Below are 24,505 nucleotides of genomic sequence, written 5' to 3'. Positions count from 1 at the left end.
GGCCGGGGAGGGGGATCCGGCCGGGCTTTCGCCGTCATTCCCGACTGGCGGGAACGGGGCAGGGAACTAGCGGCTCGCCACCGGCGAGACGAGAGGCGTGATGCGGCGTATGGCAACGCGGCGGTTTTCACGCGCAGGCTCTTCGGTATCCACCTTCAGGTAGGTTTCACCGTAGCCCTGTGTAACCAGATTTTCGGGCGGAATTGCGAACACGTTCGTCAAAGCGATCGCGACCGATTCCGCACGCTGGTCAGACAGCGCCAGATTGGCCTCGTCGGAGCCGACCGCGTCGGTATGGCCTTCGATCAGGAAGGTTTCCGCCGGATTTTCCTCCAGCAGACGCTCCATCGCGGTTGCCACACCTTCGAGGCGCGGAATCTCGCTCTCGGAGATCGAAGCGGAGCCGAACTCGAAGGTGATGGTGTCGAGGTCGACGCGGCGCACACTGTCGCGAACGCGGGCCGAATACTTCACCTCATCGACGGTGTAGAGGCGACGCACCGGCTCGACCGGCGGCTGGTCGAGGAACTGGTAGTAGGCGTCCTCGTTCTGCACGCGGCGGGCGTCGAGAATGTACTCGTCGCGCGGGATGGTGAGGCGCAGCGGCGGCAGTTCGCGAGCCGGGTCGCGCCATTCGCGGCGCTCCTCACGGTCGCGCCGATCGGTGTAGACCAGCACATATTCCTGCCCGTCCGGCATGATGCGCGAACGGCGGATAACGTCGCCGTAGCGGTCACGAACCGTCACCACCTGAACGCCATTCGGGCGCACCACAGTCTCGCGGACGCGTCCACGGGGCAGCTCCTCGTAGTAGACCTCGTCGGCGTCGCGGCCGATGCGCTCGCGATCGTCGCTCTGAACAACCACCTGGTTGTTGAGCCGGATCACGATGCGGTCACCGATCTCGCGTAGAACATCGGTACCTTCGCGGCGCTCGCCACGGTCACGACGTTCGATGCGGCGACCTTCCTCGGCGCGAAGCGACTCAACTTCGACAGGTTCCTCAAGTTTCTGCGCTTCGGCATCCGACGTGGGTGGCGGGCCCGCTTCTTCCTCGAAGGTCAAGCCCTGCTCTTCCGTTTCGCCTTCGCCTTCCGGCTGCTGCTGCGCGGCATCACCTTCCTTCTGGCTGTCGAGGATCGGGGCTTCCTCGCCGGTCGCCTCCTCGTCAGGCGCACCCTCGCCAGACGGGACAGGCTGCGGCTCATCGGCCGGAACAGCCTCGCCTTCACCGGAAGGGATGGGCTGTGGCTTGTCGGTCGGGACGGGTTCGCCCTCGCCGGACGGGATCGGCTGCGGTTCGTCAGCCGGGGCCTGCTCCTCCTCGAACTGGAGACCGGGCTCATCAGCCTGAGGAGCTTCCTCCTCGGCTGCGGGCTCCTGCGCAGGCGCTGGCTCGGGGTTCGGAGCGGGGGCTTCCTCTGCGGCCGGAGCTTCTTCGGGCTGCTCGTCTGCGGCCGGAGCTTCTTCTTCCATGGCCGGCTCTTCCTCGGCGGGTGCTGGGGCAGTCTCAGGTGCCGGTGCGGCCTCTTCGGCGGGTGCCTCCTCATCCTGCTCGAACTGCAGGCCGGGCTCGTCATCGGGCGCTGGCGCGGCTTCGGGTTCCGGCGCTGCCTCTGGCTCAGGCGCAGGTTCAGCCGCCGGCTCTTCGGCGGGTGCAGCGTCTGCCGGTGCGGGTGCTTCCTCTGCCGGTGCGGGTGCTTCCTCTGCAGCAGGCGGTGCTTCTTCCGCAGGTGCTGCCTCCTCAGCGGCAGGCGGCGCTTCGGCTGCGGGCGCTTCTTCGGCAGCCGGCGCTTCGTCCTGTGCGCCTTCCTCCGCCTCGCGCTGACGCTTCAGCAGTTCTTCTTCGCTGAGCTGCTCGTCTGCCTGGGCAAGAACAACCGGTGCGGTCGCGCGCGCCTCGCTCACCTTCATTGCTGCCGCGGATGGTGCGGCCTGAGCCTGTGCTGCGGCCATGACCAGCGCCAAGGCGGTGCCTGTGAGGATGGGTGCTCGTTTCATCGTGCGGTAAACTCCTGTCCGATCGTCCCGTTCGCGACAGCAACTCGACCCGCCTCCAATGGTTCCGCCGAAAGGGGGAGATGGCCGAAAGCCGGGCAATTTCGCGGCGAAAGCAAGGCGCGTCTGCATGGTGCTTGACCGGACGGGCTCAAGCGCGCAAACCGGCCCGATGACGCAGCCATTCTGGAAAACAAAGACGCTTCAGGCGATGACGCCGCAGGAATGGGAGGCGCTTTGCGACGGGTGCGGCAAATGCTGCCTTTCCAAGCTCGAGGACGAGGATAGCGGCGAGATCTACTGGACGAGCGTCGCCTGCTGGCTGTTCGATGGGGATGCCTGCCGCTGCCACGACTACGAACACCGGCTGGCGGTGGTGCCGGACTGCGTGGGGCTGACACCTCAGAACGTGCCAACCATCCGGTGGTTGCCGCAGACATGCGCCTACCGGCTGGTTGCGGAAGGCCGCGACCTCTACTGGTGGCATCATCTCGTCTCCGGCAGCCGCGATACCGTGCACGAGGCAGGCGTTTCCGTGCGCGGCAAGGTGACGGCCAGCGAGACCGACCTTGCCGAACCCGAGGACTATTTCGACTATATGCTGGATGAGGAGCCCTGAAGCCGGCGACACGTCGCTGCCACGGCTTCCGCTGCCGTTTTCCATCCATCCGACTTGCCGCACGGTGGCTAGACAAAAACCAGACTGCAGAAAAGGACCAGACCGACATGAGCGAAGCCGAGACCCGCACGCTGATCGAGCGCTACTTCGCCGCCTTCAATTCGGGCGACCGGGATGCGATGCTGGCCTGTCTTTCCGAGGACGTCGCCCATGACATCAACCAGGGCGGTCGCGAGATCGGCAAGGAAAAGTTCCGGTGGTTCCTCGGCATGATGGACCGGCACTATCGCGAGGAACTGTCGGACGTGGCGATCATGGTCAACCAGGGCGGCGGCCGCGCGGCGGCCGAATTCACGGTGCGCGGGACCTATCTTGCAACGGCGGAAGGGCTGCCCGAGGCCAATGGCCAGACCTATTCGCTGCCGGCCGGCATCTTCTTCGAGATCGATGACGGGCTCATCTCGCGCGTAACCACCTATTACAATCTCGCCGACTGGACCGCGCAGGTGGTAAAGGACTGAACGGGTGGAGGTACGCAGACTCGCCCGCGCGGAAGCCGAAGCGGCCTTCGACGATCTCGCGCGGCTGCGGATCACGGTTTTCCGCGATTTTCCATACCTTTACGACGGCGACCTCGATTACGAACGGCACTACCTTGCGACCTATATGGGGTCGTCGGGCGCCGTGGTGATCGGCGCTTTCGATGGTGGCCGGCTCGTGGGAGCGGCAACGGCCTCGCCGCTCAACGATCATTTCGAGGCATTCGCGGAACCGTTCGCGAAGCGCGGGCTGGACCCCGCGGATTTCTTCTACTTCGGCGAATCGGTGCTGGAGAAGCGCTATCGCGGGCAGGGGGTCGGGGTGCGGTTCTTCGAGGAACGCGAAAAGGCGGCGGCGGAAGCAGGGTTTGGCGCCTGTGTCTTCTCTGCCGTCATAAGGCCTGCGGATCATCCGTTACGGCCGGCCGGCTATCGGCCACTCGACGATTTCTGGCGGCACCGGGGCTATGCCCGCATCGAGGGGCTGACCACGGGGTTCTCCTGGCGCGATGTCGGGCAGGCGCAAGAGACAGTCAAGACAATGGAATACTGGACAAGGCGGATCGACCGGGCCTGCTGAACGCAGGATGAACGGGCGGTTCGCGGCAGGTTCAGCTTGCCGGTGGCAGTGTGCGGCCCATCGCAACACGCACAGCGCTTCCGGAGAGAATCATGCTGAAGATCATCAAAACCGCCGCCCTTTCCATCCTTATCGGCCTCGGAGCGCTGTCGGCCATGCCGGCTGCCGCGCAGGCGCAGAACGGCGGCATCTATTTCGGGTTCGGCAATTCCGGTCCCAATGTCGGGCTTCATTTCGAGGATCGCGGGCGTCATGATTATCGCGACCGCCGCGGTTATCGCGACCATCGCCGCCACGCCTATCGTGACCGTGGCTGCTCGCCCCGCGAGGCGGTTCGCAAGGCCTACCGCATGGGCCTGCGCGATGTACGCCTGATCGGCTCAGGCCCGCGCACGGTGCGCGTGAAGGGCCGTGGCCACGGCTACCGCACCGCGATCATTACCTTCGCCGACCGGCACAACTGCCCGGTGATCCGCTGATCGCGGGTATTTGAGGCGGAATTGGTGGGCCCGGAGGGACTCGAACCCCCAACCAAGCGGTTATGAGCCGCCGGCTCTAACCATTGAGCTACAGGCCCCACCGCCGCTGACCTAGTTGCTTTTTTGCTTCGGCACAAGACTGCCGCCGCAATCCACCCATAATCGCTTCCTATGCCGATCCGGTCTCGGGAAAACAACTTATTGGAGAACCAGATGAACCGCAGATACCTGCCGATGCTGCTGGCGGCAGCGATGACCCTGCCAGGAGTGGCCATGGCTCAGGAATCTCAACCCCGGAATACCCCGCGCGTCGTCGTCACCGGTGAAGGCGAGACCGCTATCGCGCCCGACATGGCGATTGTCAGCCTCGCGGTGATGCGAGAAGCCGAGACCGCGCGCGATGCGCTCGACGCCAACAACGAGGCCATGAATGCGGTCATCAAGGCGATGAAGGATGCGGGTATCGAGCAGCGCGATATCCAGACCGCCGGCCTGCAGATCAACCCGCGCTATGTCTACCCACAGAACAATGCCGGCGAACAGCAGCCGCGCATCGTCGCCTATCAGGTCTCCAACACGCTGACGGTGCGCGTGCGCGATATCGCAACGGTGGGCGAGGTCATCGACAGTTCGGTGACGCTCGGCGTCAACCAGGGCGGCAATATCACCTTCACCAATGACGATCAGGCAGCCGCCACCACCGAGGCGCGCAAGCGCGCGGTCGAGGACGCGATGGCCCGTGCCCGGACGCTGGCCGAAGCCGCCGGTGTCGAACTCGGTGGTATCCTGGAACTCTCGGAGCAGTCCTTCGCGCCGCCGCCGATGCCGCTCGGCGGCCGGGCCTATCGCATGGAGGCCGCATCCGACGCGGTGCCCGTCGAGGCGGGCGAAAACACCTACAGGGTTCAGGTCAACGTGACCTTCGAAATCAAGCAGTGACAGGAAAGGGCCGGCGCGAAGCCGGCCCTTTTTTGCGGCGCGGGCGCAAACCGGATTTCGGCGGTTGCCGCGTTTGAACCGGCGGCAGGGCGCGTGCTATAGGGCGGGCGCGCCGTCAGGTTGCAGCCTTGCGGCGTGCTCCGGACGGTCCAACCTGTCAGGAGGTCGCATTGGTTGTCAGAGTGAATGTTGGTGAGGCCGGACCCCGTGATGAGGGCTACGCCCGCTCGCGTGCCGGAAGTGTCATGGTTTGCAAATTGGCCCTGGCGCTTTCAGCTTTGATGGCACTTTCCGCCTGTGGAGCCCCGGGGCCGATGTATCGCGGCGCGCCGCCTCCCGGCATGACCGATGCGGAGTATCGATGCAAAATGGATCGCGCCCAGTGTCCGGTTCAGATGCGCTGGCCCGACATGAAAGACGCCCCTGGCACCGGTACCGGCGACGCCAAGTAAGAAGCCGGAGTATGCGGCCAGCAGACGGGCCGGCTAGAACTTCATCGTTACCCCGAGCCGCGGTGTAACGATGGTGTTGGAGAACCTGTAGCCGAAGGTCTCGCCAGGGAATGTGGTTGAATCCGAAGCGTTAACGACCTGGTCTTCGAGATCCACGAACAGCGTCTCGAGCCTCAGGCTCAGATTGCCGGTCAGGCGGTGTTCCACACCCACACCCACGGCATAGCCGATTCGGGTGCCGGATTCGGACCAGTCTGGGGAGGTGTAGCCAAGTTCCGGTAGCGCCAGCGAAAGGCTGTTGCGGACCCGGCCTGCTGCAATGCCGGCCGTTCCGTAAATGAGTGTGTTGCCCATGTCGTAGCCGACCCTGAAGCGCGCGCTGCCGAGCGCCCCGAACTCCGTTCCATATGTCGTGTTCGTGTTGACGCCTGGAAATATCGGGCCCGGGTCGACGCGCGAATATGCGTGTGTTGCCTCGGACCAAGAATAGCCTACATCGACCTCGACGCCTCCGACAAACCGTCCCGACTGGAAATTGTAGCCGGCCGCGGCACCGACAAGGCCGTGGGTCTTGGTTCCGCTTATGGCCTGAGGGAAAAGCCCGTTCTGAACGTCGAGCGTGAGCAGCGTACCGGAATAATCGTTCAGGCTCGCGCGACCATTGGTGATACCGAGGCCAGCGAACCCGGTCACATATGCACCGGACCAGCCAGCGTAACGCGCTTCCAGAGACGCATCAGTCCAGTCGCCCGCAAGAGCAGGCTGGGCGCAGACCAACATGGCCGCAAATATGAGCTTTTTTGTCATCGCCGAACCCCCGACATTCACAGTTCCGGGCATTTCGCGCCCGGGCAGATAGATGGCTGGGATATTTGTCGATTATGGCTAACGAACCCTTAACGCGAAGCGCTGGAGTGCGAGGCGAGGAGGAGAGTCTGCGACGGAGGCGAGCTCCAAGCGTGCGGGAACAAGCTGTTTAACAGCATTGTAAGTAATCGCGCGTAAATACTTGCCGGTGTCGGATTGAAGACGACTTGCCCGCATCGCGATGATGTACAGTGGCTTGGGGGTTGGAATGCTCAGGAAGTTGGCAGCGCGCTACCAGCGCCTTATCGACTATTTCGTGCCAGAAGCAATCAGGCACGAAAGGGATGCGTCCAATCAGGCCCGTATGTTTCTGATAAGCCATACGATGGGGCCAATCCTGGGCAGCTCGGTTCCAATTGCGCTGTACTTTGTCGACCCGACGCCAGGTTGGGACATATTGGTCCTGTCGCTGAGCATATTGGCATTCTGGATATTTCCGTTCCTTTTGCGGCGCGGCGTGAACTACGACCAGCTTGTCGTCGCCTCGGTGCTCAATCTGAATTTCTGCATTTTCTGGAGCTGCTACTTCAACGATGGCGTTCTGTCGCCGACGCTGCCGTGGGTGCTGATCATACCCATCCTCTCGTTCTTCTACATTGGCGCAAACACGCGGCTTCAAGTTAGTCTGATGAGCATTTTTGCCGGCTCATTCGGGCTTTTTCTTCTGCTGTACTATTCGACAAACCCGCCTGCGAGCGACATACCCATGATCGCGCTTATCGTGCTGGGCGTTGTTTCGACAGTTGCAGCGCTCTGCTACGTCGCGACCATGGCGATCTACTATGCGCGTATCTTCGATGCGGGCGTGGAGCTGGAGAATGAGGTTCGCCAGCGCCGCCGCGCGACCGACGAACTACGCTCGGCCGTTGTAGCTGCGGATCGCGCCAGCCTTCACAAGGCAGAATTCCTCGCGCGGATGAGCCATGAATTGCGGACTCCGCTGAATGCGGTCATCGGCTACAGCCGGCTCATCCATGAGGACGCGATGGACAATGACGACCACAGGATGAAGGAAGACGTCGACCGTATTCACGACGCCGCGCAATACCTCATGAGGCTCATCAACATCGTCCTGGACCTGTCGAAGATCGAGGCCGGCCTGATGCAGTTCACGGTCGAGGAGATCGAACTGGTCGATGTCGTCCAGGAAGCAGCCGCGCGCGTGCGCGGCGACATGAGACGGCAGGGCAATACGCTGGAGATCCACATCAGCGCGCAGGATAGCTTTGCGGAGACGGACAAGCAGCGGCTGCTGCAGGTCATCAGTGCTATCCTCGACAACATTCCCGTGCATGCGCCGGGCGCCTATGCAGAGATTCACCTCAGGACGGCCGGGTCATCCACTGACGACAGCGGATACGAGCTGGAGATCCGCGACAATGGTGGCGGCATTCATCCAGATCGGCTTGAGACGATTTTCGAAGCACTGGCCGATCAGCGGGACGCCTCCGCCAGCAAATATGGCGGAACCGGACTCAATCTGACCATCGTCCATAAACTTACCCGCGCCATGGGATGTGCCATCTCGGTGGAGAGTACAGTCGGCAAAGGCACGTCCTTCACGGTCCGCATCCCGAAAACCTGGGCACCTGCGGCGCTAGTTGCTCAGAGTAGCCAGCCCAAAATTGCCGCCTGAGCGCCTATCAGCGTCCTCGTCGGTCGACATCGGTGCGTTCCATTACAAGCACACGCATCGAAAATCATGCGGGCAAACAAATATTTTTGCCCTCTAATTGAGACACTACTTATTAACCGTACAGCTAATTCAAGCATCGCCCCGCTTCCGCAATTAACTGATTCTGCATCTATTTTAGCAATAGTGCATAGAACAAAAACGGGGGCGTAAAAATGTATTCCAAAACATCGACGATTGACGGAGTTCCGGAGCAGGCGCTGCGCGGCAGCATGCGAGATTTCCGCGTTCCGTCTGGTACAGATCTGCTTGATCGCTGCGGCGCATTCTATGATTGGCAGAACACGCGGCGCCTTTCAGGTACGTGGCCTTTTTCCCGGTCGACGGAAACCGGACCGGCCTCCAGCTGTGCCGTGCGAGATGATCGAGGCATGCTGACCAACGGCGTGAACTTTGCATCGCAGGATTATCTTTCCCTCTCATCGCATCCTGCGGTGCTGGAAGCCGCAAAGAATGCAATCGACGAGTTCGGAGTCCACTCCGCAGGCTCGCCGGCGCTGGTCGGCAATACCTCCGTTTCAGTGGCGCTGGAGCAGAGGCTCGCGAGCTTCCTCAACATGAAGGAAGCGGTTCTGTTTCCTACGGGTTGGGCCGCCGGGTTCGGCGTCATCAAGGGGCTTGTGCGTTCGCACGACTACATTGTCATGGATGCGCTGGCGCATGCCTGCCTTCAGACCGGGGCACAGGCTGCTACCCGCAATGTCGTGCTTTTCCGGCACAACGACCTGGATCACTGCCGGGGGCGCCTTGAGGATATCCGTCGGCGCGAACCCAATGCCGGCATCATGGTCGTGACCGAAGGTCTGTTCTCGATGGACAGCGATACACCGGACATCGTCGGCCTGCAGGAACTCGCCCACGCGTTCGATGCAACACTCATGGTGGACGTGGCGCATGACCTCGGCTGTCTCGGCGAAGACGGGACCGGTCATATCGGCATTCAGGGTATGCTGGGCAAAGTCGACCTCGTGATGGGTAGCTTCTCCAAGACATTCGGTTCGAACGGCGGTTTTGTCGCGACAAACTCGCGCGCCGTAAAGGAATATCTGCGGTTCTATTCACCGAGCTGCACGTTCTCGAACGCGCTGTCCCCGGCGCAGCTTGCAACCATTTCGAAGGCGCTCGAAATCGTGGAGTCGACCGAAGGCAAGGTTCTACGCGACAGGCTCATGAGCAACATCGTCAATCTGCGCAACGAACTCAGCGTTCGCGGCATGGACTATTATGGCGAGCCGTCGGCGATCGTCGCCGTGAAAACGGGTGACGAGGCCCTGGCCCGGATGACTGCCCGGGCGCTGCCCGACATGGGCCTGATATCCAATCTCGTCGAGTACCCGGCCGTAGGCAAGGGGCTGGCACGCTTCCGTCTGCAGGTGATGGCGGGACACACCGACGAGGAAATCCGAGCAGCGGCGGAGCGGCTGCAGGCTGCGATGCGGCTTGCAAAGTCGCAACTCGAAGCCGGTTTCGACGCCGTCGACGAACGGCTTGCCGGGTAGGCCCGACCATCGCGGTTGCGGCATTGCGGGGACGGACATGACGAACAACAAGATCATCAACTGGTTTCTTCCAGCTTCGGTCATCAGCAGCCGAACCAATGTGGAAATGGCCAGGATCTTCGTTTTCACGCATCTGGCTGGGCCCATAATCGCGCAACCAATGGCGATCCTTCTATACTTGGTATCGCCTGAAGTGACCCCGCAACTGCTGGTGATGATGTTCGGCATCAGCAGTTTCTGGGCGCTTCCCTTCCTGCTGAAGCTGACGGGCAATATGAAGCTCGTCACCCAGCTTTCGTTCATGATCCTGTCGAGCGCATCGCTCTTCGGGATGTATTTCTACGGCGGGTTCAGCTCGCCGTTTCTTCCCTGGCTGATCGTGAGCCTATTGCTGGGTCTATTTTACCTGTCGAAGCAGGTGGTTCCCGTGCTGTCGCTTTTCGCGGTCAACCTGAGCATATTCATCGGTTGCGTGGCCTATTTCGGCTTGCCGGATGATATCCCCGTGCAGAACCTGCGGCTTCTCGCGTGGCTTTCAATCGTCGCTGCTGCCATCTACATGACCTGGATGGCGCTCTATTACGCGCGCGTCATGGCCTTGCGTTCGGAACTCGAGACAGAAGCCGAGCGTCACCGCAGCGCCCTTATCGAACTGGAGCGGGCGCGCGAGGTCGCAGAGCGACTCAATCGCGACCGATCGCAATTCTTCTCAAAAATGAGCCACGAGTTCAGGACGCCGCTGAACGCGATCATCGGCTATTCGGAAATATTGCTCGAAGACTGCGCGGACATGGACGACGTGCCGGAGCAGACCGCTCAGGACCTAACGAGAATCAACGCGGCCGGCAAGCATCTGCTGTCGCTCGTGGCCGATGTGCTGGATTCCGACAAGATCGAAAGTGGGGTTCATGCGATCGATGTAGTGGACTTCAGTCTCGGTCAGTTCTGCGATGATGTGGTCGCAACCGCGCTTCCGACAATCAATGCCAACGGAAACAAGCTGGTCATCGACTGCCCGATGCGCGACGAAATGCTGTCCACGGACCGGACCAAAGTGGCGCAGATCATGATCAATCTGCTCGGCAATGCGGGCAAATTCACAAAGAATGGCACAATCTCGATCAGCCTGAAGATCGACAGGTCCATAGCCGAAGATCGCCTGGTGGCAACCGTGAGCGACACCGGCATCGGCATCGAGGCCGACGTTCTGCCCAAGCTGTTCGAGGCCTACATACAAGCGGATGCGAGCATTTCGAAGCGTTTCGGCGGCACAGGTATGGGGTTGGCGATCACGAGAAAGTTCTGCGCTTTGCTTGGAGGCGAAATTCACGTCGCCAGCAAGCCCGGGCAGGGGTCGGTCTTCACTGTGGACATTCCGGCGCAGCTTGGCCGCGACGTGTCTGACAAGAATACGGGTTCTGCCGGCCAAATGGCGCAGGCAGCTTAAGCATAGATCAACTCATTCGGAGCAGAATATCGCTCCGGGTACTCTTCTTGGTGAATATTCATGGCGGGGGCCACAATGCAAAACGCGGCAATACTTTCTGAAAATTTTTCAGGTAACGCTGACCGCGTGAATCAGGCGAAGCCGCGTATCCTTGTTGTCGACGACGTTGCGGACAATCGCGACATTCTCGTCCGCCGCCTGGTTCGCCGCAATTTCGAGGTTGCTGAGGCGGTTGGTGGCGAGGATGCTCTCAAGCAGATCGCAGAGGGCAATTTCGATCTCGTTCTACTGGATGTGATGATGCCCGATCTTTCGGGCACCGAAGTGCTCAGGCGTGTTCGGGCAGACCGCAAGTACGACAACATGCCTGTCATCATGGTGACGGCGAAGAGCCAGAGCGAGGATGTCGTCGAGAACCTCAAAATGGGAGCGAACGACTACGTCACCAAGCCGGTTGATTTCGAGATCGCCGTCGCCCGCATCAACACGCAGCTCGAACGCAAGCGAGCAGCGGAGGCGACCCTGGACGAGAAGTCGAAGCTGGAAGACAAGGCCCGCGTGCTGGACGAGGAACTCGAGAACACAGCGCAGCGGCTTGCAAAGGAAACGGCGCGGGTCAACGCCTCGGAAGATCGCCTGCGCTATCTCGCGTATCACGACACACTGACCGAACTGCTGAATCGACAGGGCTTTCGAGACGTATTGTTCGAAGTGCTGGGCGGCATACCGGTACACAACAGCGAACCAGTCCTGCTGTTCATGGATCTCGACGGCTTCAAGGCCGTCAATGACAGCTACGGGCATGGCATCGGTGACAGCCTCCTGAAACGGGTCGGCGAGCGTCTCGTTTCGATGGTGCCGGAAGGGACGCCTGTTGCCCGTCTTGGCGGTGACGAGTTCGCGATCGTCATCGAAAAAACCGGCGATCTGAAGAGCGAGGTCGAACGCGCCGAACAGATTGTTGAGGCCTTATCGGCACCCTATCAGGTGGATGGTATCGCGATCAGGGTCGGTGCAAGCTGCGGAGTGGCGCAGGCCCGGTGCTTCAACAGCGATCTCGATGCACTGATAAAGGCCGCGGATCTTGCAATGTACCATGCCAAGGCAAAGGGCACCGGCAATGTCGTACTCTTCGAAACCGAAATGCTGGACCAATTGCATGAACGCAGGCAGATCGAAAGCGACCTTCTGCGAGCGGTCGCAACGATGGATTTCGAGGTATTCTACCAGCCTATCCTCGATGTGAAGTCGCGCAGCATAAAAAGCTTCGAAGCCCTGCTGCGCTGGCCACACAAGACGCGGGGCATGCTTTCCCCGGCCACCTTCATCCCGATTGCTGAAGAAACCGGCCTTATTGCCCAGATCGGTTCATGGGTGTTGCGCAAGGCATGCGAGCAGGCGACGAGCTGGCCCGAGGAGATCGGGGTTTCCGTCAACCTCTCGCCGCTGCAGTTCAACAGCCCATCGCTGGTTCCGAACATCGTGAACACTCTGGCGGCGACCGGACTTGCGCCCCACAGGCTCGAACTGGAGATCACGGAATCTGCGCTTCTGGGAGCAGAGGGCCGGAACGTCAAGATTCTCGAGGCGATACGCGGCTTGGGCGTGCGCGTATCGATCGACGATTTCGGTACCGGGTACTCGTCGCTTGCCTATCTAAGCAATTTTCGGTTCGACAAGATCAAGATCGACAAGCGGTTCGTTCAGGGACTGGCGGCGAGCGACTCCGATGCAGCGATTGTGCGATCGATCATTCTTCTTGGCCAGAACATCGGTATCGGCACCACCGCGGAAGGTATCGAGACAGAAGATCAGCTTGTGTCCGTCGCGTCCGAAGGATGCACCATGGGTCAGGGCTATCTGTTCAGCCGCCCCCTAACAGCAGAAGACGCGTGGGAATTCATCCGGAGCTACCAGGCCAGCGAGGAGTCGGCGCGGGTCGGCTGACGACGTCATTTTGAAGGCTGTCCGGTCCTTTTGCTGACGCTATCCCGGTAGATGCGGGCGGAAGCCGAAAGCGCCGGGGAGTGCCGGCATCATGTCGCGTGAAAGAATGCCTGACAGCCGTGCGAAGGCGCGGAAGGCCTGCTGGGCCTTTTCGGCTGCCTCGACATCGACCGTGGCAGCGAAACAGGCCTTCAAGGCCGCCTCATAGACCCGGCCCTGATGATGCGGCCATGCCAGCAGGAGATCCAGCGCCTGCTCGGCGCTGTAGACTTCACTGATCGGTTCGCCCGGTGCTGACTGGATACGCACCGGCAAGCGGAATTGTGCGGCGTCCATCTGACTTTTCCCTGTATCTTTTCGGGCACAACGCACGACACGGCATTGAGTTGCGACAGGGGTGCGGGGCGGGTCGTCAGGATTGTGCGGCCACAGGTTCCCGTGCGCGCGTTGATGCGAGGGGTTGGCCGTGCCGATCCCAGTCCTCCCAAGCGGGAAAAGTAAGCGTGGGTGCTCTTCCGATGGTTTCCAGCCGATGCTGCCAGCGATCGAGCTGCGTGGTGAGCCTGGTCGAGAGGCTGTCTTCCTGTTCGTAGACGTAGCCATGCCCCTGCACGCCGAAGGTCCAGAACGGCGCGAGCACGGTGAAGCCCATATAGTGGAGCGAATAGTGCATCGGCCACAGCATGGTTTCCGGGTCACCGCCCCGTGCGCCTGGACCGAACGCCGCTTCGGGTGCGCCCGTTGTGATCGATAGAATGGCCCTGCGACCGCGAAAATGGCCCGCGTCGTAGCGCTTGCGGCCGGTGTAGAGCCCGCCATTCATGAACACGCGGTCGAACCAGCCTTTCAACATGGCGGGCGGCCCGTGCCACCAGAGCGGGAACTGGATGACCAGCAGGTCGGCCTTCGAAAGCCCCTCGATTTCAATAGCCACATCAACGGGCACAGTGTCGGTCTGCCATGCGTGGCGTTGCTCGGCGAGCGCGGAGAAGGTCGCCTGGTTAGAACGATTGCGATAGTGCTCCGCCGCCTCGACGGGATCGAAACGGGACGCGTAGAGATCCGATACGGTGACTGCGGCGCCGGTCGCCTCAAGGGTGGTTATCGCGCGCTGCGTCAGCGCGGCGTTGAACGAGGCCGGTTCCGGATGAACGTGAACGATGTGAGCCTGCATGTCGATCTCCCTATCTCTTGTCCGGGAGAGAGTAGTGTGTTCAATTTCGTTTATCGATAGACAGAAGTGCCGATAGGACTTTCAGAATTGAAAGATGCGATGGACTGGTCCGACTATGCCGTGCTGCTGGCGATCGCCGAATCGGGGTCGCTGGCAGCGGCGGCGCGGTCGACGGGCCAAAGCCATCCGACGATGATGCGTCGCCTCAACGCCATCGAAGCGCGGCTCGGCGCGCGCATGTTCGAACGGTTTCGCGACGGGTATCAGCCGACCGTGGCGGGCGAGGCGCTTCTGAAGGCGGCGCGCGACATGCGCGAGATCGCAACGGAGGCCGAACGCAAAGTGGCCGGACGCGACAGCCGTCCGACCGGGAGCGTCATCCTGACGACGACGGATACGCTGTTTGCCGGCTTGCTCGCGCCGATACTTGCGCCTTTCCGAAACGCCTTTCCGGGCATTGTGCTCGATATACGCGTCTCCAACGACGTCTACGATCTGGCGCGTCGCGATGCCGAGATCGCGCTGCGGCCGTCTTCGGACCCGGAGCTTAACCTGGCGGGGCGGCGGCTTGGGCTCATCCGGCAGGCCCTTTACGTGCCGGCGGAAACGAGCGGCACTATCGAAGAGGTGCCGATGCTGGGTCCGTCAGCGGACATGCCTTATGGCGCGCTTCACGCGTGGATGAAGGACGCGGGACTGGATGCGCGCTGCGTGCTGCGCTTCAACTCTATTCTTTCGATGCATACGCCGTACGCATTGGCGCGGGTGCGGCGATCCTGCCGACCTATCTTGCCGAGAGTGATGGGTCGCTGCGCAGGACAGGCGAACCCATCGCGGCGCTGGAGACGGAGCTCTGGCTGCTTGTGCATCCCGATCTCAGGAAGACGGCACGCGTTCGCGCTGTTCTCGACTATCTCGCCGGCCATATCCGTCTCGACTGACGGGCACGTGCCGGTCGCGGCCATTCGACCGCGCCCGGCGTCGACGGATCAATCGTCGAGTACGAAGGTGACTTTCAGGATGACCTTGTAGGATGCGATCCGGCCATTCTCCACAGTCACCTCCTGATCCTTGACCCATGCGCCCTTGACGTTTCGCAGGGTGTTTCCGGCGCGTTCGATGCCGACATTGATGGCGTCCTCGAAGCTTTTGGTCGATGTCGAGGAGATTTCGGTGATGCGTGCTACGGACATGATCTTCTCCCTTGCTGACCCGCCCAGTCTCGCAACGGGTGCGAACCGCGATCGTTCCGTATCGGCTTGCCCGCTTCGGGCGGCGCGTGCTCAATGGCGGCGCCAGGGCAAATGGAGGCGCAGGTGGCGAAAACGGTTGGCGTGATTCTTGCGGGCGGCCGCGCCTCACGCATGGGCGGCGGCGACAAGGCGCTGCTGGCACTTGGCGAGGCGACGCTGCTCGACCATGTGATCGCCCGGCTGCGACCGCAATGCGCCGAGCTTGTCATCAATGCGAATAACAATCCGGCCCGCTTTGCGCGTTTTGGCCTTCCGGTTGTTGCCGACACGATTGCGGACCAGCCGGGCCCTCTGGCCGGCATTCTGGCCGGGATGGAGTGGGCGGCCGCGCGTGGCGGCGATTCGCTGGTTTCGGCCGCTGGGGACACGCCGTTCCTGCCGGGCGACCTCGCCAAACGTCTGCAGGATGCCGGCGGTGGTGGGTTGGCGCTTGCGGCGTCTCTCGATAGCGAAGGCGTGCAGCGGCTTCATCCGACCTTCGGCCTTTGGCCGGTGGCATTGCGCGGGGATTTGCGGGCCGCGCTGGAGCGCGGAGAGCGCAAGGTCGCCACATGGGCGCAGAATCACGACGCTGCCGTTGCGCAGTTTGCTGCCGGGGAGGGCACGGATCCGTTCTTCAACGTCAACACGCCCGACGACCTTGAGCGCGCGCGGGAGCTGCTTGGCTCGAATCCTGCCTGAACTCAGGTGATGAAGGCGACGGTCGAAGCGATGGCCATCACCACCGCGACAAGGATGAGCACGGCAAGAAGGCGAGGCAAACCGAAGACCATCGCATAGCCCGCCACCCACGCGGCCGTTGCGGCGCCGAGTGCGTAAAGGAAGGTGCTGCGGTCGCCGGCGGCGATGCCGGCCGCCATCAGCCCGCCTACGGCCAATGCACCGAACACGACGATGATGGCGATGGCGTATCTTTCGAGGTCGTTTTCCATTGTCTGTCCCTTGGCGCATGCGGAAAGGAAACGGCTGGCAACGTTCTGACAATCAATCGCGGCGCACACAAGACCATCGTTGCGCAAACTTGTGCGGGGTGCGTTGAAGCGGAGGCCTGCAGGTGCGATTGTCTCCCGCTACGCCGGAGGAGGGCGATGCGACGACAATGCGCATATTGCTGGTGGAGGACAACGAGGATCTCGGCGAGGCGATCGAGCGCCGGCTGCGCGATGCCGGCCATTCCGTCGAGTGGCTGCGCAATGGCGACGATGCGATCGAGGTGGCCGCGAGCGAGACGTTCGACGTGGTGGCGCTCGATCTGACGCTGCCCGGCCGCGATGGCATCTCGATCCTTGGCGAGCTGCGGGGCCGCAAGTCGGAAACACCGGTTCTGGTGATGACGGCGCGCGCGGAGATCGACGACAAGGTGAGCCTGCTCGACCTTGGCGCCGACGACTATCTGGTCAAGCCGTTCGACCTGCGCGAGCTGGAAGCGCGGCTGCGTGTGCTGATGCGCCGGCCGGCGGGGCAGGTGACGAGCCTTGCCACGGTGGGCGACGTAACTGTCGATCTCGCCAACGGCTTCGTGAGCGTCGGCGGACGCAAGGTCGAGCTGGGGCGGCGCGAGTTCCGGCTGCTGGAAATCCTGCTCGCGCGGGTGGGGCAGGTGGTGGCCAAGGAACGGCTGATGGCGCAGCTCTTCAATTTCGACGAGGACGTCTCGGTCAACGCGCTCGAGCTTCAGGTCTCGCGCCTGCGCCGCAAGCTGGAGGGCTCGCGGCTGGAAATCGAGACGGTGCGGGGCGTGGGTTATCTCGCGCGGGCTGCGGGCGGCGATGGCAAATAGCGCGTTCTCGATCCGCCGGCGTATCTTCGCGCTGGCCGTCTCGCTGCTGCTGGTGGCCGCCGTGGCGCTCGCGGCCTTCATCAACGATTATGCGGAGCGCGCGGCCGACCGGGCCTTCGACCGTCTGCTGGCTGCGTCCGCGCTGACGATCGCGGGTGCGGTGCAGATCGAGGACGAGACGGTGCTGGTCGAGCTGCCGTTCGCGTCCTTTGCGATGTTTTCGGGCAGCGACAGGCTGTTCTACACGGTCAGGGCACCCGACGGCGTGCTGGTGACCGGCTATGACGACCTCGCCAACGACCTGCCTCCGGCCGATTCGGCCGAGCCGGTCTTCCAGGACCTCGATTATCGCGGTGAGACACTGCGGCTGGTGAGCCTTGGAAGGCTGATCTCGTCGGCGGACGAGGCCGCCTGGGTGACGATCCGCGTGGCGGAGACGCAGAACGAGCGCGAACTGCTTTCGGCCGAAATCCTCTCCAACGCGATGCTGCCGCTGGCCGCGCTGACGCTGCTGGCGATCGGCATCGTCTGGTTCGGCCTTGGCCGCACCTTCGCGCCGCTCTCCACGCTGGAGCAGGAGCTGCGCGCGCGCTCGCCCGACGACCTGTCGCCGGTTTCGGTGCCGGTGCCGGCGGAAGTCAGCCAGCTCGTCGTTGCGCTGAACGGCTTCACCGACCGGCTGCGGCTGGCGATAGAACGGCTGAGCGGGCTGGTGAGCGAGGCCGCGCACGAGGTGCGCACGCCGCTGGCCTCGCTTCGCGCACAGGCCGAGATCGCCATGGACGAGCCGGACCCGGAGAAGCTGCGCGCAAGGGTCTCGCGCATCCACCAGAGTGCTGCGCAGGCAAGCCAGCTCGTCTCGCAGCTTCTGATGGACGCGACGATCTCGCACCGGCTGGATATGCGCGATGCGCGGCCCACCAGCGTCGACGCGCTGATAGACGAGGTGCGGCAGCGGCTCGATCCGGTGGCCGCCGCGCGGCTTTCCGTGTCGGTGGAGAAGGACGCGGGCGCGGCGGAGCTGTTCGCGGACCGGGTGGTGATGCGCGAGATGCTGCGCAATGTGGTCGACAACGCGATGCTCTATTCGGTGGGGGCGGTCGAGATCGCGGCACAATCGCCCGAGCCGGCAACGGTGGTGCTTTCTGTGAGCGATCGGGGGCCGGGCATTCCCGATCCGGAGAAGGAAACGGTGCTTCAACGTTTCAAGCGGGGCAGCGCCGGGGAAGGCAAGACAGGCTCGGGGCTGGGGCTCGCCATCGTCAAGCGTGTCGTCGATTCTCATGGCGGCAGCCTCCGCTTGGCAGACCGCGACGGCGGCGGGCTGACGGTGGAGATCACGCTGCCGCTGCGCCGCAGGAAGCCGGCCGCGCACACGGCAGCGGCGGCTGTCGCCGGGGCGACGCTTCTTGCCGCCGCGCTGGTGCTTATGCCGGGGCAGGGGGAGGCGGCCGAGAACCGCTATGCAGCTCCGCAGCCGTCACTTGAAGGCGCGCGCACGCTGACGATCGTCGGCACGACCGATACGCCGCTTTTCGCGCGGTTCGTGGAGGGTTTCCAGCAAGTGCGGCCCGATGTCGAGGTGATCTACCGGGAGACCGACACGCTGGTGATGTATGAGGAATTCCTCGGCGGCAGCATCGCGCCGAAGCCGGACCTGATGATCTCGTCGGCGGCTGATCTGCAACTCAAGCTTGCCAATGACGGCCACGCGCTCGCCCATCCCTCGCAGTACCTGCAATCGGTGCCGGGCTGGGCGCAGTGGCGCGGCGAGGTGATCGGCTTCACCTTCGAGCCTGCCGTCATCATCTATAATCCCGACCTCGTGCGCGAGGACGAGCTGCCGCGCACGCATCTGCGGCTTGCCGAACTGCTGGAGGAACAGCCCGAACGCTTTCGCGGGCTGGTCGGCACCTACGACATCGCCAAGAGCGGCGTCGGCTACCTGCTGGCCGCGCAGGACCAGCTCATCTCGTCGAACTTCTGGCGGCTTGCGACCGCGTTCGGGCGGATCGGCGTGCATCTGAGCGGGTCGAGCCCGGATATTCTCGACCGGGTTGCGCGGGGCGATCTGGCGCTCGGCTACAACGTTCTCGGCTCCTATGCACTGGCGCGGCAGGCCGCAGGCGCCGAGATCGGCATCATCGTGCCGGACGACTACGTGCTGGTGCTGACCCGAACGATGCTGATCCCGCGCGACGCATCCGAGCCGGACCTTGCGCGGGCGTTCGTGGATTTCGCGCTATCGCCGCAGGGGCAGGCGATCTCGGCTGGCGACGCGGCGCTCGGCTCGATCGTGCCCGGCTCGACCGGGCCGTTCACCTCCGAGGCGATCTCGGCGCGGGGCAGGGGGGCGGTCCAGCCGCTGGCGCTTGGGCCATCGCTGCTGGTTTCGCTCGACCAGCAGCGGCGCAGCCGTTTCCTGGCGACATGGCGCGAGATCGTCTCTCCCCGCTGAGAGATCGCCCCATAACTCTACTCCGGCGGGCAGGTGACGCCGTTTTCTGCGCTTCCGATGCTCGCGTACCCAAAAAAAAAATGCGCTCCGCTTGGGTTCTCGAAACCCGCGTCACCTGCCTCGCCGGAGCACCTTCTCAAACGATCTCTGAAAGACGGTGACAGGCGGATGACAGGTTCGGCTGCTAGAATGCCCGCAACCGGGAGGATACCGGCTGGCCGCACGCGGCCGTCATGACAGCATTGTCTGGGAGGACATCATGAGAATTTTCGCGCTTGCCGCAGCCGTCGGGCTGCTTTCCGCAACGTCCGCTTTCGCGCAGCTTTCCGAATTGAAGATCATGGCGCCGGCAGCGCCCGGAGGCGGCTGGGACCAGACCGCGCGCACGATCCAGTCGACGCTGCAGTCGGAGGGCCTCGTCTCCAACATCCAGGTAGAGAATGTCGGTGGCGCCGGCGGCACGATCGGCCTGCAGCAGTTCGTCAACAATTCGAACGGCGACGGGGCTGCCACCATCGTCGGCGGCTACGTGATGGTCGGCGCCATCATCGCCAACGATTCGCCGGTGAGCCTTGCCGACGTCACCCCGATCGCGCGCCTGACCGGCGAATATGTCGTGGTGGTCGCTCCGGCCAACAGCGAGATCGACAATGCCGAACAGCTTGCCGAGGCGCTGCGCACCGATCCGGGCGCCGTGACGTGGGCGGGCGGCTCGGCCGGTGGCGTCGACCATATCGCGGCCGGCATGTTCGCCAAGGCGGCAGGCGCCGATCCCGCGGCGATCAACTACATTCCCTATTCCGGCGGCGGCGAGGCGCTGGCCGCGCTGCTCGGCAACCAGGTTACCGTTGGCGTCTCCGGTTACAGCGAGTTCTCGGCGCAGATCGAGGCGGGCGCGCTGAAGGTCATCGGCATCACGGCACCGGAGCGGCAGTCCTATCTGGACGCGCCGACCTTCGTCGAGCAGGGCTTCGACGTCGACGTGCAGAACTGGCGCATGATCGCCGGCGCGCCGGGGCTGAGCGACGAGCAGCGCGACGCGCTGATCTCCACCATTCGCACGATGGCCGAATCCGATGCCTGGAACAAGGAGCTGGAGACCAAGGGCTGGGTGAACACCTATCTCGACGGTCCTGATTTCGCCGAATACCTGAAGGGCGAGATCGAGCAGACCGGCGCTATCCTTGGAGAGCTGGGCATCACCCAGTAAGGGAGACGGCGATGTCCACCGAGACAGAAGGAGCCGGCGAGAGCCGGCTCCCCTCCGAGCCGCAGCACACCACCGGCCGTGATCTAGCCGGACTGGCCATCGCCCTCGGCCTGTTCGCGCTGGCGGTCCTGATCTGGTGGGATGCGTCCAGTTATCCGGCCAGGCGCAACTATGCCCAGGTCGGCCCGGAAATCTTTCCCTATTTGGTGGCGGCCGGGCTTGTCGTGTTCGGCTTCCTGACAGTGCGGCTTGCGATCCTGAGCGAGTTTCCGGAGCGCTCGGAGATGAACTGGCCGCCGGTGGGCTGGATCGTCGGCGCAGTCGTTGCCGAAATTGCGCTGCTGAGCATCGGAGCGGGCTTCATTCTGGCCTCCGGCGCGCTGTTCGGCCTTTCGGCGCGCGGCATGGGGCGCAGGCCTGTGTGGTTCACCATTCTCGTCGGCGTCTGCATTTCGGCGTTTCTCTACATCCTTTTCCGCCACGGCCTCGGGCTTTCGCTGAGGGCCGGACCGCTTGAACGGCTGATCGACAGCCCGTTCCGCCGCTGAGGAAGGCAAAGCGTCATGGATACATTCTCGCTTCTCCTGAACGGACTTGCGGTCGCAATCGAGCCGATGAACCTGCTGTTCGCGCTGATCGGCGTGATCCTCGGCACGGCCGTCGGCGTGATGCCGGGCATCGGCCCTGCGCTGACGGTGGCGCTGCTGCTGCCGGTCAGCCTTTCCTTCGGCGCCACTGGCTCGCTCATCATGTTCGCCGGCATCTATTACGGTGGCATGTATGGCGGTGCGATCTCGTCGATCCTGCTCAACACGCCCGGCGAAACCGCATCGATCATGACCGCTGTCGAGGGCAACAAGATGGCTCGTGACGGGCGCGGCGGCAAGGCGCTGGGTGCTGCCGCGATCGGCTCGTTCTTCGGCGGCAGCTTCGCGACGCTGGGGCTGGCGGTGGTCGCCCCCTTCATGGTGATGGTTGCCTTGTCGTTCGGCCCGGCGGAATATTTCGCGCTGATGGTGCTGTCGTTCATGACCGTTTCGGCGGCATTCGGCGGCTCGATCATCCGGGGGCTGACGGCGCTGTTCCTCGGGCTCGCGATCGGCCTCGTCGGCATCGACAAGCTGACAGGGCAGGCGCGGCTTGCCTTCGGGGTCGCCGAACTGCGCGACAACATCTCGATCGCCATCGTCGCGGTCGGCCTGTTCGCGGTCGGCGAGACGCTCTACATCGCCTCGCAGAAGCAAAATATCAGCGACAAGGTGGAAGCCATCAAGGGCTCGGTCTGGCTGACGTTCGCCGACCTCAAGCGCTGCATCAAGCCATATCTGCGCGGCACGCTGCTGGGCTTCAGCTTCGGCCCGCTGCCCACGGGCGGGGCTGAGATTCCCACCTTCCTGTCCTATTCGACCGAGCGCAAGACGGCGAAAGGCGTGGCCAAGGAGGAGTTCGAGGGGTCGAAAGGCGCCATCGAGGGCGTCGCGGGGCCCGAGGCCGCCAACAATGCCTCGGCTGCCGGCACGCTGATCCCGCTGCTGACGCTGGGCCTTCCGACCTCGGCGACCGCGGCAATCATGCTGGCCGGCTTCCAGCAGTACGGGTTGCAGCCGGGTCCGCTGCTGTTCACCAACAACCCGGACATCGTCTGGGGGCTGGTTGCCAGCCTGTTCATCGCTAATCTGATGCTGGTCGTGCTCAACCTGCCTTTCGTGGGCGTGTGGGTGAAGCTGCTGATGATCCCGAGACCGTGGCTCTATGCCGGCATCCTCACCTTCGCGACGCTGGGCATCGTGGGGGCGGAAGGGTCGGTCTTCGCGCTGGTGCTGCTGCTTGCGTTCGGGTTGCTGGGCTTCCTGATGCGCCGCTTCGGCTATCCGCTGGCGCCGGTGCTGGTGGGGACGATCCTCGGTCCGCTGGCCGAGGAGCAGCTTAGGCGCGGCCTGATGATCAATCGCGGCGACTGGACGTTCCTGTTCACCTCGCCGATCGCGCTGACGATCTACGCGATCGCGTTTGCGGCGGTGCTGGGGCCTGTGATCTGGCGCGCGATGCAGCCGAAAGGCGCAAACACCGCCTTTGCGATGGACGGGGACTGAGGCTGATATTGCATCGCCTGATGGACCGGGGCGAACACCGCCTGTAACAAGATATGGCGCATCGCGAGCACGCGGTGCGCCATTGTCTTGAAAGCGATGCCAGAACCGAACCCCATGAGCGAAACCGAAACCTTATCGGAAGAGACCTGTTCGGCCGGTGACGCGTCGCGGCCGGTGTCGCCCGATATTGCCGCAGCGCGCGCCGTGGCGATCGCTGGCGCGGTCGTCGAGACCGAAACGATCGATCTGGTCGACGCACAGGGCAGGGTGCTTGCGACAGACGTCATCTCGCCGATGGCGGTGCCGCCCTTCGACAATTCGGCGATGGATGGCTACGCGGTGCGGCTTGGCGACCTCGCGGGAGACGGTCCGTGGACCTTGCCCGTCGCCGGCCGGATCGCCGCTGGTGCGAGCTTGCAGGGCTCGAAGCCCGGCGAGTCTCAGGCCCTGCGCATCTTCACCGGTGCGCCGGTGCCGGACGGCTTCGACGCAGTCGTGATGCAGGAACGCTGCAGGCGCGATGGCGATCAGGTCATCATTTCCGGCAAACGGCCGCGGGCGGGCGAGAACATCCGTCTTGCGGGCGAGGATGTGGAACGTAGTGCGCTCCTGGCCTCCAGCGGCGAGGCGCTGTCGCCGCAAAAACTCGCGCTGCTGGCGGGGGCAGGCGTGAATAACCTATCCCTTTTTCGCAAGGTGCGTATCGGCCTGATCTCCACCGGTTCCGAACTGCGGGAGCCTGGCGAGACGCTGGCGCCGGGGCAGATCTACAACTCCAACCGGGTGGTGCTGCGCGCCATGCTGTCGCGGCTGACATGGGCGCAGGTCGAGGATTTCGGCATCGTGCCCGACGACCGGTCGCTGCTGGAGCGGACGCTGAACGCCGCGTCGTCGACCTGCGACGTGGTCGTCACCACCGGCGGCGTATCGGGCGGGGACGAGGACCATGTCGCGGCGATCATGCGCGACGAGGGCACGCCTTTGGAGGTGGTGAAGGTTGCCATGCGGCCGGGCAAGCCGGTCAAGGTCGGCAGGCTGGGCGAGGCGGTGTTCTTCGGCCTTCCCGGCAACCCGAATGCCGCGCTGGTGACGTTTCGCCAGATCGCGCTGCCGGCGATCCGCACGGTCGCCGGGCTCCGCGATGTCGTCCCTGCCTGGCAGCCTGCAGTGGCGGGGTTCGAGTATGGCAAGAGGGTGGGACGAACGGAGTTCGTGCCGGTTCGCATAGCGGGGCGCAGCGACGCAGGTGTCCCTATCGTGGAGATGCTGGGACGCGGTTCTTCAGCCAACCTTTCGGCCATGGCTGCGGCCGACGGCATAGCCCTTCTGCCGCCAGAAGACGAGACGATCAGACCCGGCATGCCGCTTCGTTACGAGGCTTTCAGAATGCCCTGAAGCCCGCAGGCGCGACTAAAGGCGCGCACGCCGCGCGACTATCGGACTTGACCGGGCTTGAGAGCGGGTGTCACACAACCGAT

At 63.4% G+C, this 24,505-nt stretch carries 23 protein-coding genes and 1 tRNA gene; 17 read left to right on the top strand and 7 right to left on the bottom strand.

Translation table 11 applies throughout. From position 1 onward, the window contains the following. Nucleotides 1-66: 66 nt before the first annotated feature. Nucleotides 67-2,001, bottom strand: a complete 1,935-nt coding sequence (locus ACVJNE_RS00645) for an OmpA family protein (RefSeq protein ID WP_499562076.1) — start codon at nt 1,999-2,001, stop codon at nt 67-69. Between the two features lie 169 nt (nt 2,002-2,170). Here ACVJNE_RS00645 and ACVJNE_RS00640 point away from each other — a divergent pair, with 169 nt between their 5' ends. From ACVJNE_RS00640 to ACVJNE_RS00625, 4 genes are all read left to right on the top strand, one after another. Continuing rightward, the gene (locus tag ACVJNE_RS00640; RefSeq protein WP_499562074.1) at nt 2,171-2,617 is read left to right on the top strand and encodes a YcgN family cysteine cluster protein; all 447 of its coding nucleotides are present in this window, start codon (nt 2,171-2,173) and stop codon (nt 2,615-2,617) included. 107 nt (nt 2,618-2,724) lie between these two features. After that, a complete protein-coding gene (locus ACVJNE_RS00635) occupies nt 2,725-3,138 on the top strand; it encodes a ketosteroid isomerase-related protein (RefSeq protein ID WP_499562072.1) in 414 nt (137 codons plus the stop codon). 4 nt (nt 3,139-3,142) lie between these two features. After that, a complete protein-coding gene (locus ACVJNE_RS00630) occupies nt 3,143-3,736 on the top strand; it encodes a GNAT family N-acetyltransferase (protein WP_499562070.1) in 594 nt (197 codons plus the stop codon). Between the two features lie 92 nt (nt 3,737-3,828). Beyond that, on the top strand, nt 3,829-4,215 hold the full coding sequence (locus ACVJNE_RS00625; RefSeq protein ID WP_499562068.1) for a hypothetical protein: 387 nt from the start codon (nt 3,829-3,831) through the stop codon (nt 4,213-4,215). 22 nt (nt 4,216-4,237) lie between these two features. Here the strand turns inward: ACVJNE_RS00625 and ACVJNE_RS00620 are convergent. After that, a tRNA-Ile gene (locus ACVJNE_RS00620) sits at nt 4,238-4,313 on the bottom strand. Between the two features lie 115 nt (nt 4,314-4,428). On the opposite strand from ACVJNE_RS00620, the gene ACVJNE_RS00615 reads away from it, so the two are divergent. Beyond that, nucleotides 4,429-5,154, top strand: coding sequence for an SIMPL domain-containing protein (locus tag ACVJNE_RS00615; protein WP_499562066.1), 726 nt, complete (start codon nt 4,429-4,431; stop codon nt 5,152-5,154). A 485-nt stretch (nt 5,155-5,639) separates the two neighbouring features. On the opposite strand, the gene ACVJNE_RS00610 is transcribed toward ACVJNE_RS00615, so the two are convergent. Next, on the bottom strand, nt 5,640-6,413 hold the full coding sequence (locus ACVJNE_RS00610) for an outer membrane protein (RefSeq protein WP_499562064.1): 774 nt from the start codon (nt 6,411-6,413) through the stop codon (nt 5,640-5,642). Between the two features lie 268 nt (nt 6,414-6,681). On the opposite strand from ACVJNE_RS00610, the gene ACVJNE_RS00605 reads away from it, so the two are divergent. The 4 genes from ACVJNE_RS00605 to ACVJNE_RS00590 all read left to right on the top strand — a co-directional run bounded on the left by ACVJNE_RS00605 (nt 6,682) and on the right by ACVJNE_RS00590 (nt 13,059). Beyond that, entirely contained in the window at nt 6,682-8,109 is a 1,428-nt protein-coding gene (locus ACVJNE_RS00605) for a sensor histidine kinase (protein WP_499562062.1), read from the top strand. A 428-nt stretch (nt 8,110-8,537) separates the two neighbouring features. Continuing rightward, nucleotides 8,538-9,665, top strand: coding sequence for an aminotransferase class I/II-fold pyridoxal phosphate-dependent enzyme (locus ACVJNE_RS00600; RefSeq protein WP_499562060.1), 1,128 nt, complete (start codon nt 8,538-8,540; stop codon nt 9,663-9,665). Nucleotides 9,666-9,702: 37 nt separating this feature from the next. After that, nucleotides 9,703-11,112, top strand: a complete 1,410-nt coding sequence (locus tag ACVJNE_RS00595; protein WP_499562058.1) for a sensor histidine kinase — start codon at nt 9,703-9,705, stop codon at nt 11,110-11,112. Nucleotides 11,113-11,238: 126 nt separating this feature from the next. Further along, nucleotides 11,239-13,059: a putative bifunctional diguanylate cyclase/phosphodiesterase gene (locus tag ACVJNE_RS00590; protein WP_499562056.1), complete on the top strand. Its 1,821-nt coding sequence runs from the start codon at nt 11,239-11,241 to the stop codon at nt 13,057-13,059. Nucleotides 13,060-13,098: 39 nt separating this feature from the next. Here ACVJNE_RS00590 and ACVJNE_RS00585 read toward each other — a convergent pair whose 3' ends face one another. Then, complete coding sequence (locus tag ACVJNE_RS00585; protein WP_173192485.1) at nt 13,099-13,395, bottom strand: DUF982 domain-containing protein; 297 nt, start codon at nt 13,393-13,395, stop codon at nt 13,099-13,101. 76 nt (nt 13,396-13,471) lie between these two features. After that, nucleotides 13,472-14,233, bottom strand: coding sequence for an NAD(P)H-dependent oxidoreductase (locus ACVJNE_RS00580; RefSeq protein WP_499562054.1), 762 nt, complete (start codon nt 14,231-14,233; stop codon nt 13,472-13,474). A 99-nt stretch (nt 14,234-14,332) separates the two neighbouring features. Here ACVJNE_RS00580 and ACVJNE_RS00575 point away from each other — a divergent pair, with 99 nt between their 5' ends. Beyond that, complete coding sequence (locus ACVJNE_RS00575; protein WP_499562052.1) at nt 14,333-15,265, top strand: LysR family transcriptional regulator; 933 nt, start codon at nt 14,333-14,335, stop codon at nt 15,263-15,265. Here ACVJNE_RS00575 and ACVJNE_RS00570 read toward each other — a convergent pair. Then, nucleotides 15,223-15,426 (bottom strand): dodecin family protein, encoded by a 204-nt coding sequence (locus tag ACVJNE_RS00570; protein WP_499562050.1) that lies wholly within the window; start codon nt 15,424-15,426, stop codon nt 15,223-15,225. The genes ACVJNE_RS00575 and ACVJNE_RS00570 overlap by 43 nt on opposite strands. A 123-nt stretch (nt 15,427-15,549) precedes the next feature. On the opposite strand from ACVJNE_RS00570, the gene mobA reads away from it, so the two are divergent. After that, on the top strand, nt 15,550-16,167 hold the full coding sequence (mobA, locus tag ACVJNE_RS00565; RefSeq protein ID WP_499562048.1) for a molybdenum cofactor guanylyltransferase MobA: 618 nt from the start codon (nt 15,550-15,552) through the stop codon (nt 16,165-16,167). Between the two features lie 2 nt (nt 16,168-16,169). On the opposite strand, the gene ACVJNE_RS00560 is transcribed toward mobA, so the two are convergent. Further along, a complete protein-coding gene (locus ACVJNE_RS00560) occupies nt 16,170-16,418 on the bottom strand; it encodes a hypothetical protein (RefSeq protein WP_173192475.1) in 249 nt (82 codons plus the stop codon). A gap of 167 nt (nt 16,419-16,585) precedes the next feature. Between ACVJNE_RS00560 and ACVJNE_RS00555 the strand changes: the two genes are divergently transcribed. The 6 genes from ACVJNE_RS00555 to ACVJNE_RS00530 all read left to right on the top strand — a co-directional run bounded on the left by ACVJNE_RS00555 (nt 16,586) and on the right by ACVJNE_RS00530 (nt 24,422). Then, on the top strand, nt 16,586-17,266 hold the full coding sequence (locus tag ACVJNE_RS00555; RefSeq protein ID WP_368804578.1) for a response regulator transcription factor: 681 nt from the start codon (nt 16,586-16,588) through the stop codon (nt 17,264-17,266). Further along, nucleotides 17,256-19,724: an extracellular solute-binding protein gene (locus ACVJNE_RS00550; RefSeq protein WP_499562046.1), complete on the top strand. Its 2,469-nt coding sequence runs from the start codon at nt 17,256-17,258 to the stop codon at nt 19,722-19,724. The genes ACVJNE_RS00555 and ACVJNE_RS00550 overlap by 11 nt, the downstream gene beginning before the upstream one ends. A 259-nt stretch (nt 19,725-19,983) precedes the next feature. Next, the gene (locus tag ACVJNE_RS00545) at nt 19,984-20,934 is read left to right on the top strand and encodes a Bug family tripartite tricarboxylate transporter substrate binding protein (protein ID WP_499562044.1); all 951 of its coding nucleotides are present in this window, start codon (nt 19,984-19,986) and stop codon (nt 20,932-20,934) included. Nucleotides 20,935-20,945: 11 nt separating this feature from the next. Then, nucleotides 20,946-21,482, top strand: a complete 537-nt coding sequence (locus tag ACVJNE_RS00540; RefSeq protein WP_499562042.1) for a tripartite tricarboxylate transporter TctB family protein — start codon at nt 20,946-20,948, stop codon at nt 21,480-21,482. A gap of 15 nt (nt 21,483-21,497) precedes the next feature. Next, nucleotides 21,498-23,027: a tripartite tricarboxylate transporter permease gene (locus ACVJNE_RS00535; RefSeq protein WP_499562040.1), complete on the top strand. Its 1,530-nt coding sequence runs from the start codon at nt 21,498-21,500 to the stop codon at nt 23,025-23,027. Between the two features lie 114 nt (nt 23,028-23,141). Further along, nucleotides 23,142-24,422: a molybdopterin molybdotransferase MoeA gene (locus ACVJNE_RS00530; protein ID WP_499562038.1), complete on the top strand. Its 1,281-nt coding sequence runs from the start codon at nt 23,142-23,144 to the stop codon at nt 24,420-24,422. Nucleotides 24,423-24,505: the final 83 nt, after the last annotated feature.

It is taken from the genome of Mesorhizobium sp. DxT, from assembly GCF_058448885.1.
This window is presented reverse-complemented; position numbering and strand designations above follow the sequence as displayed.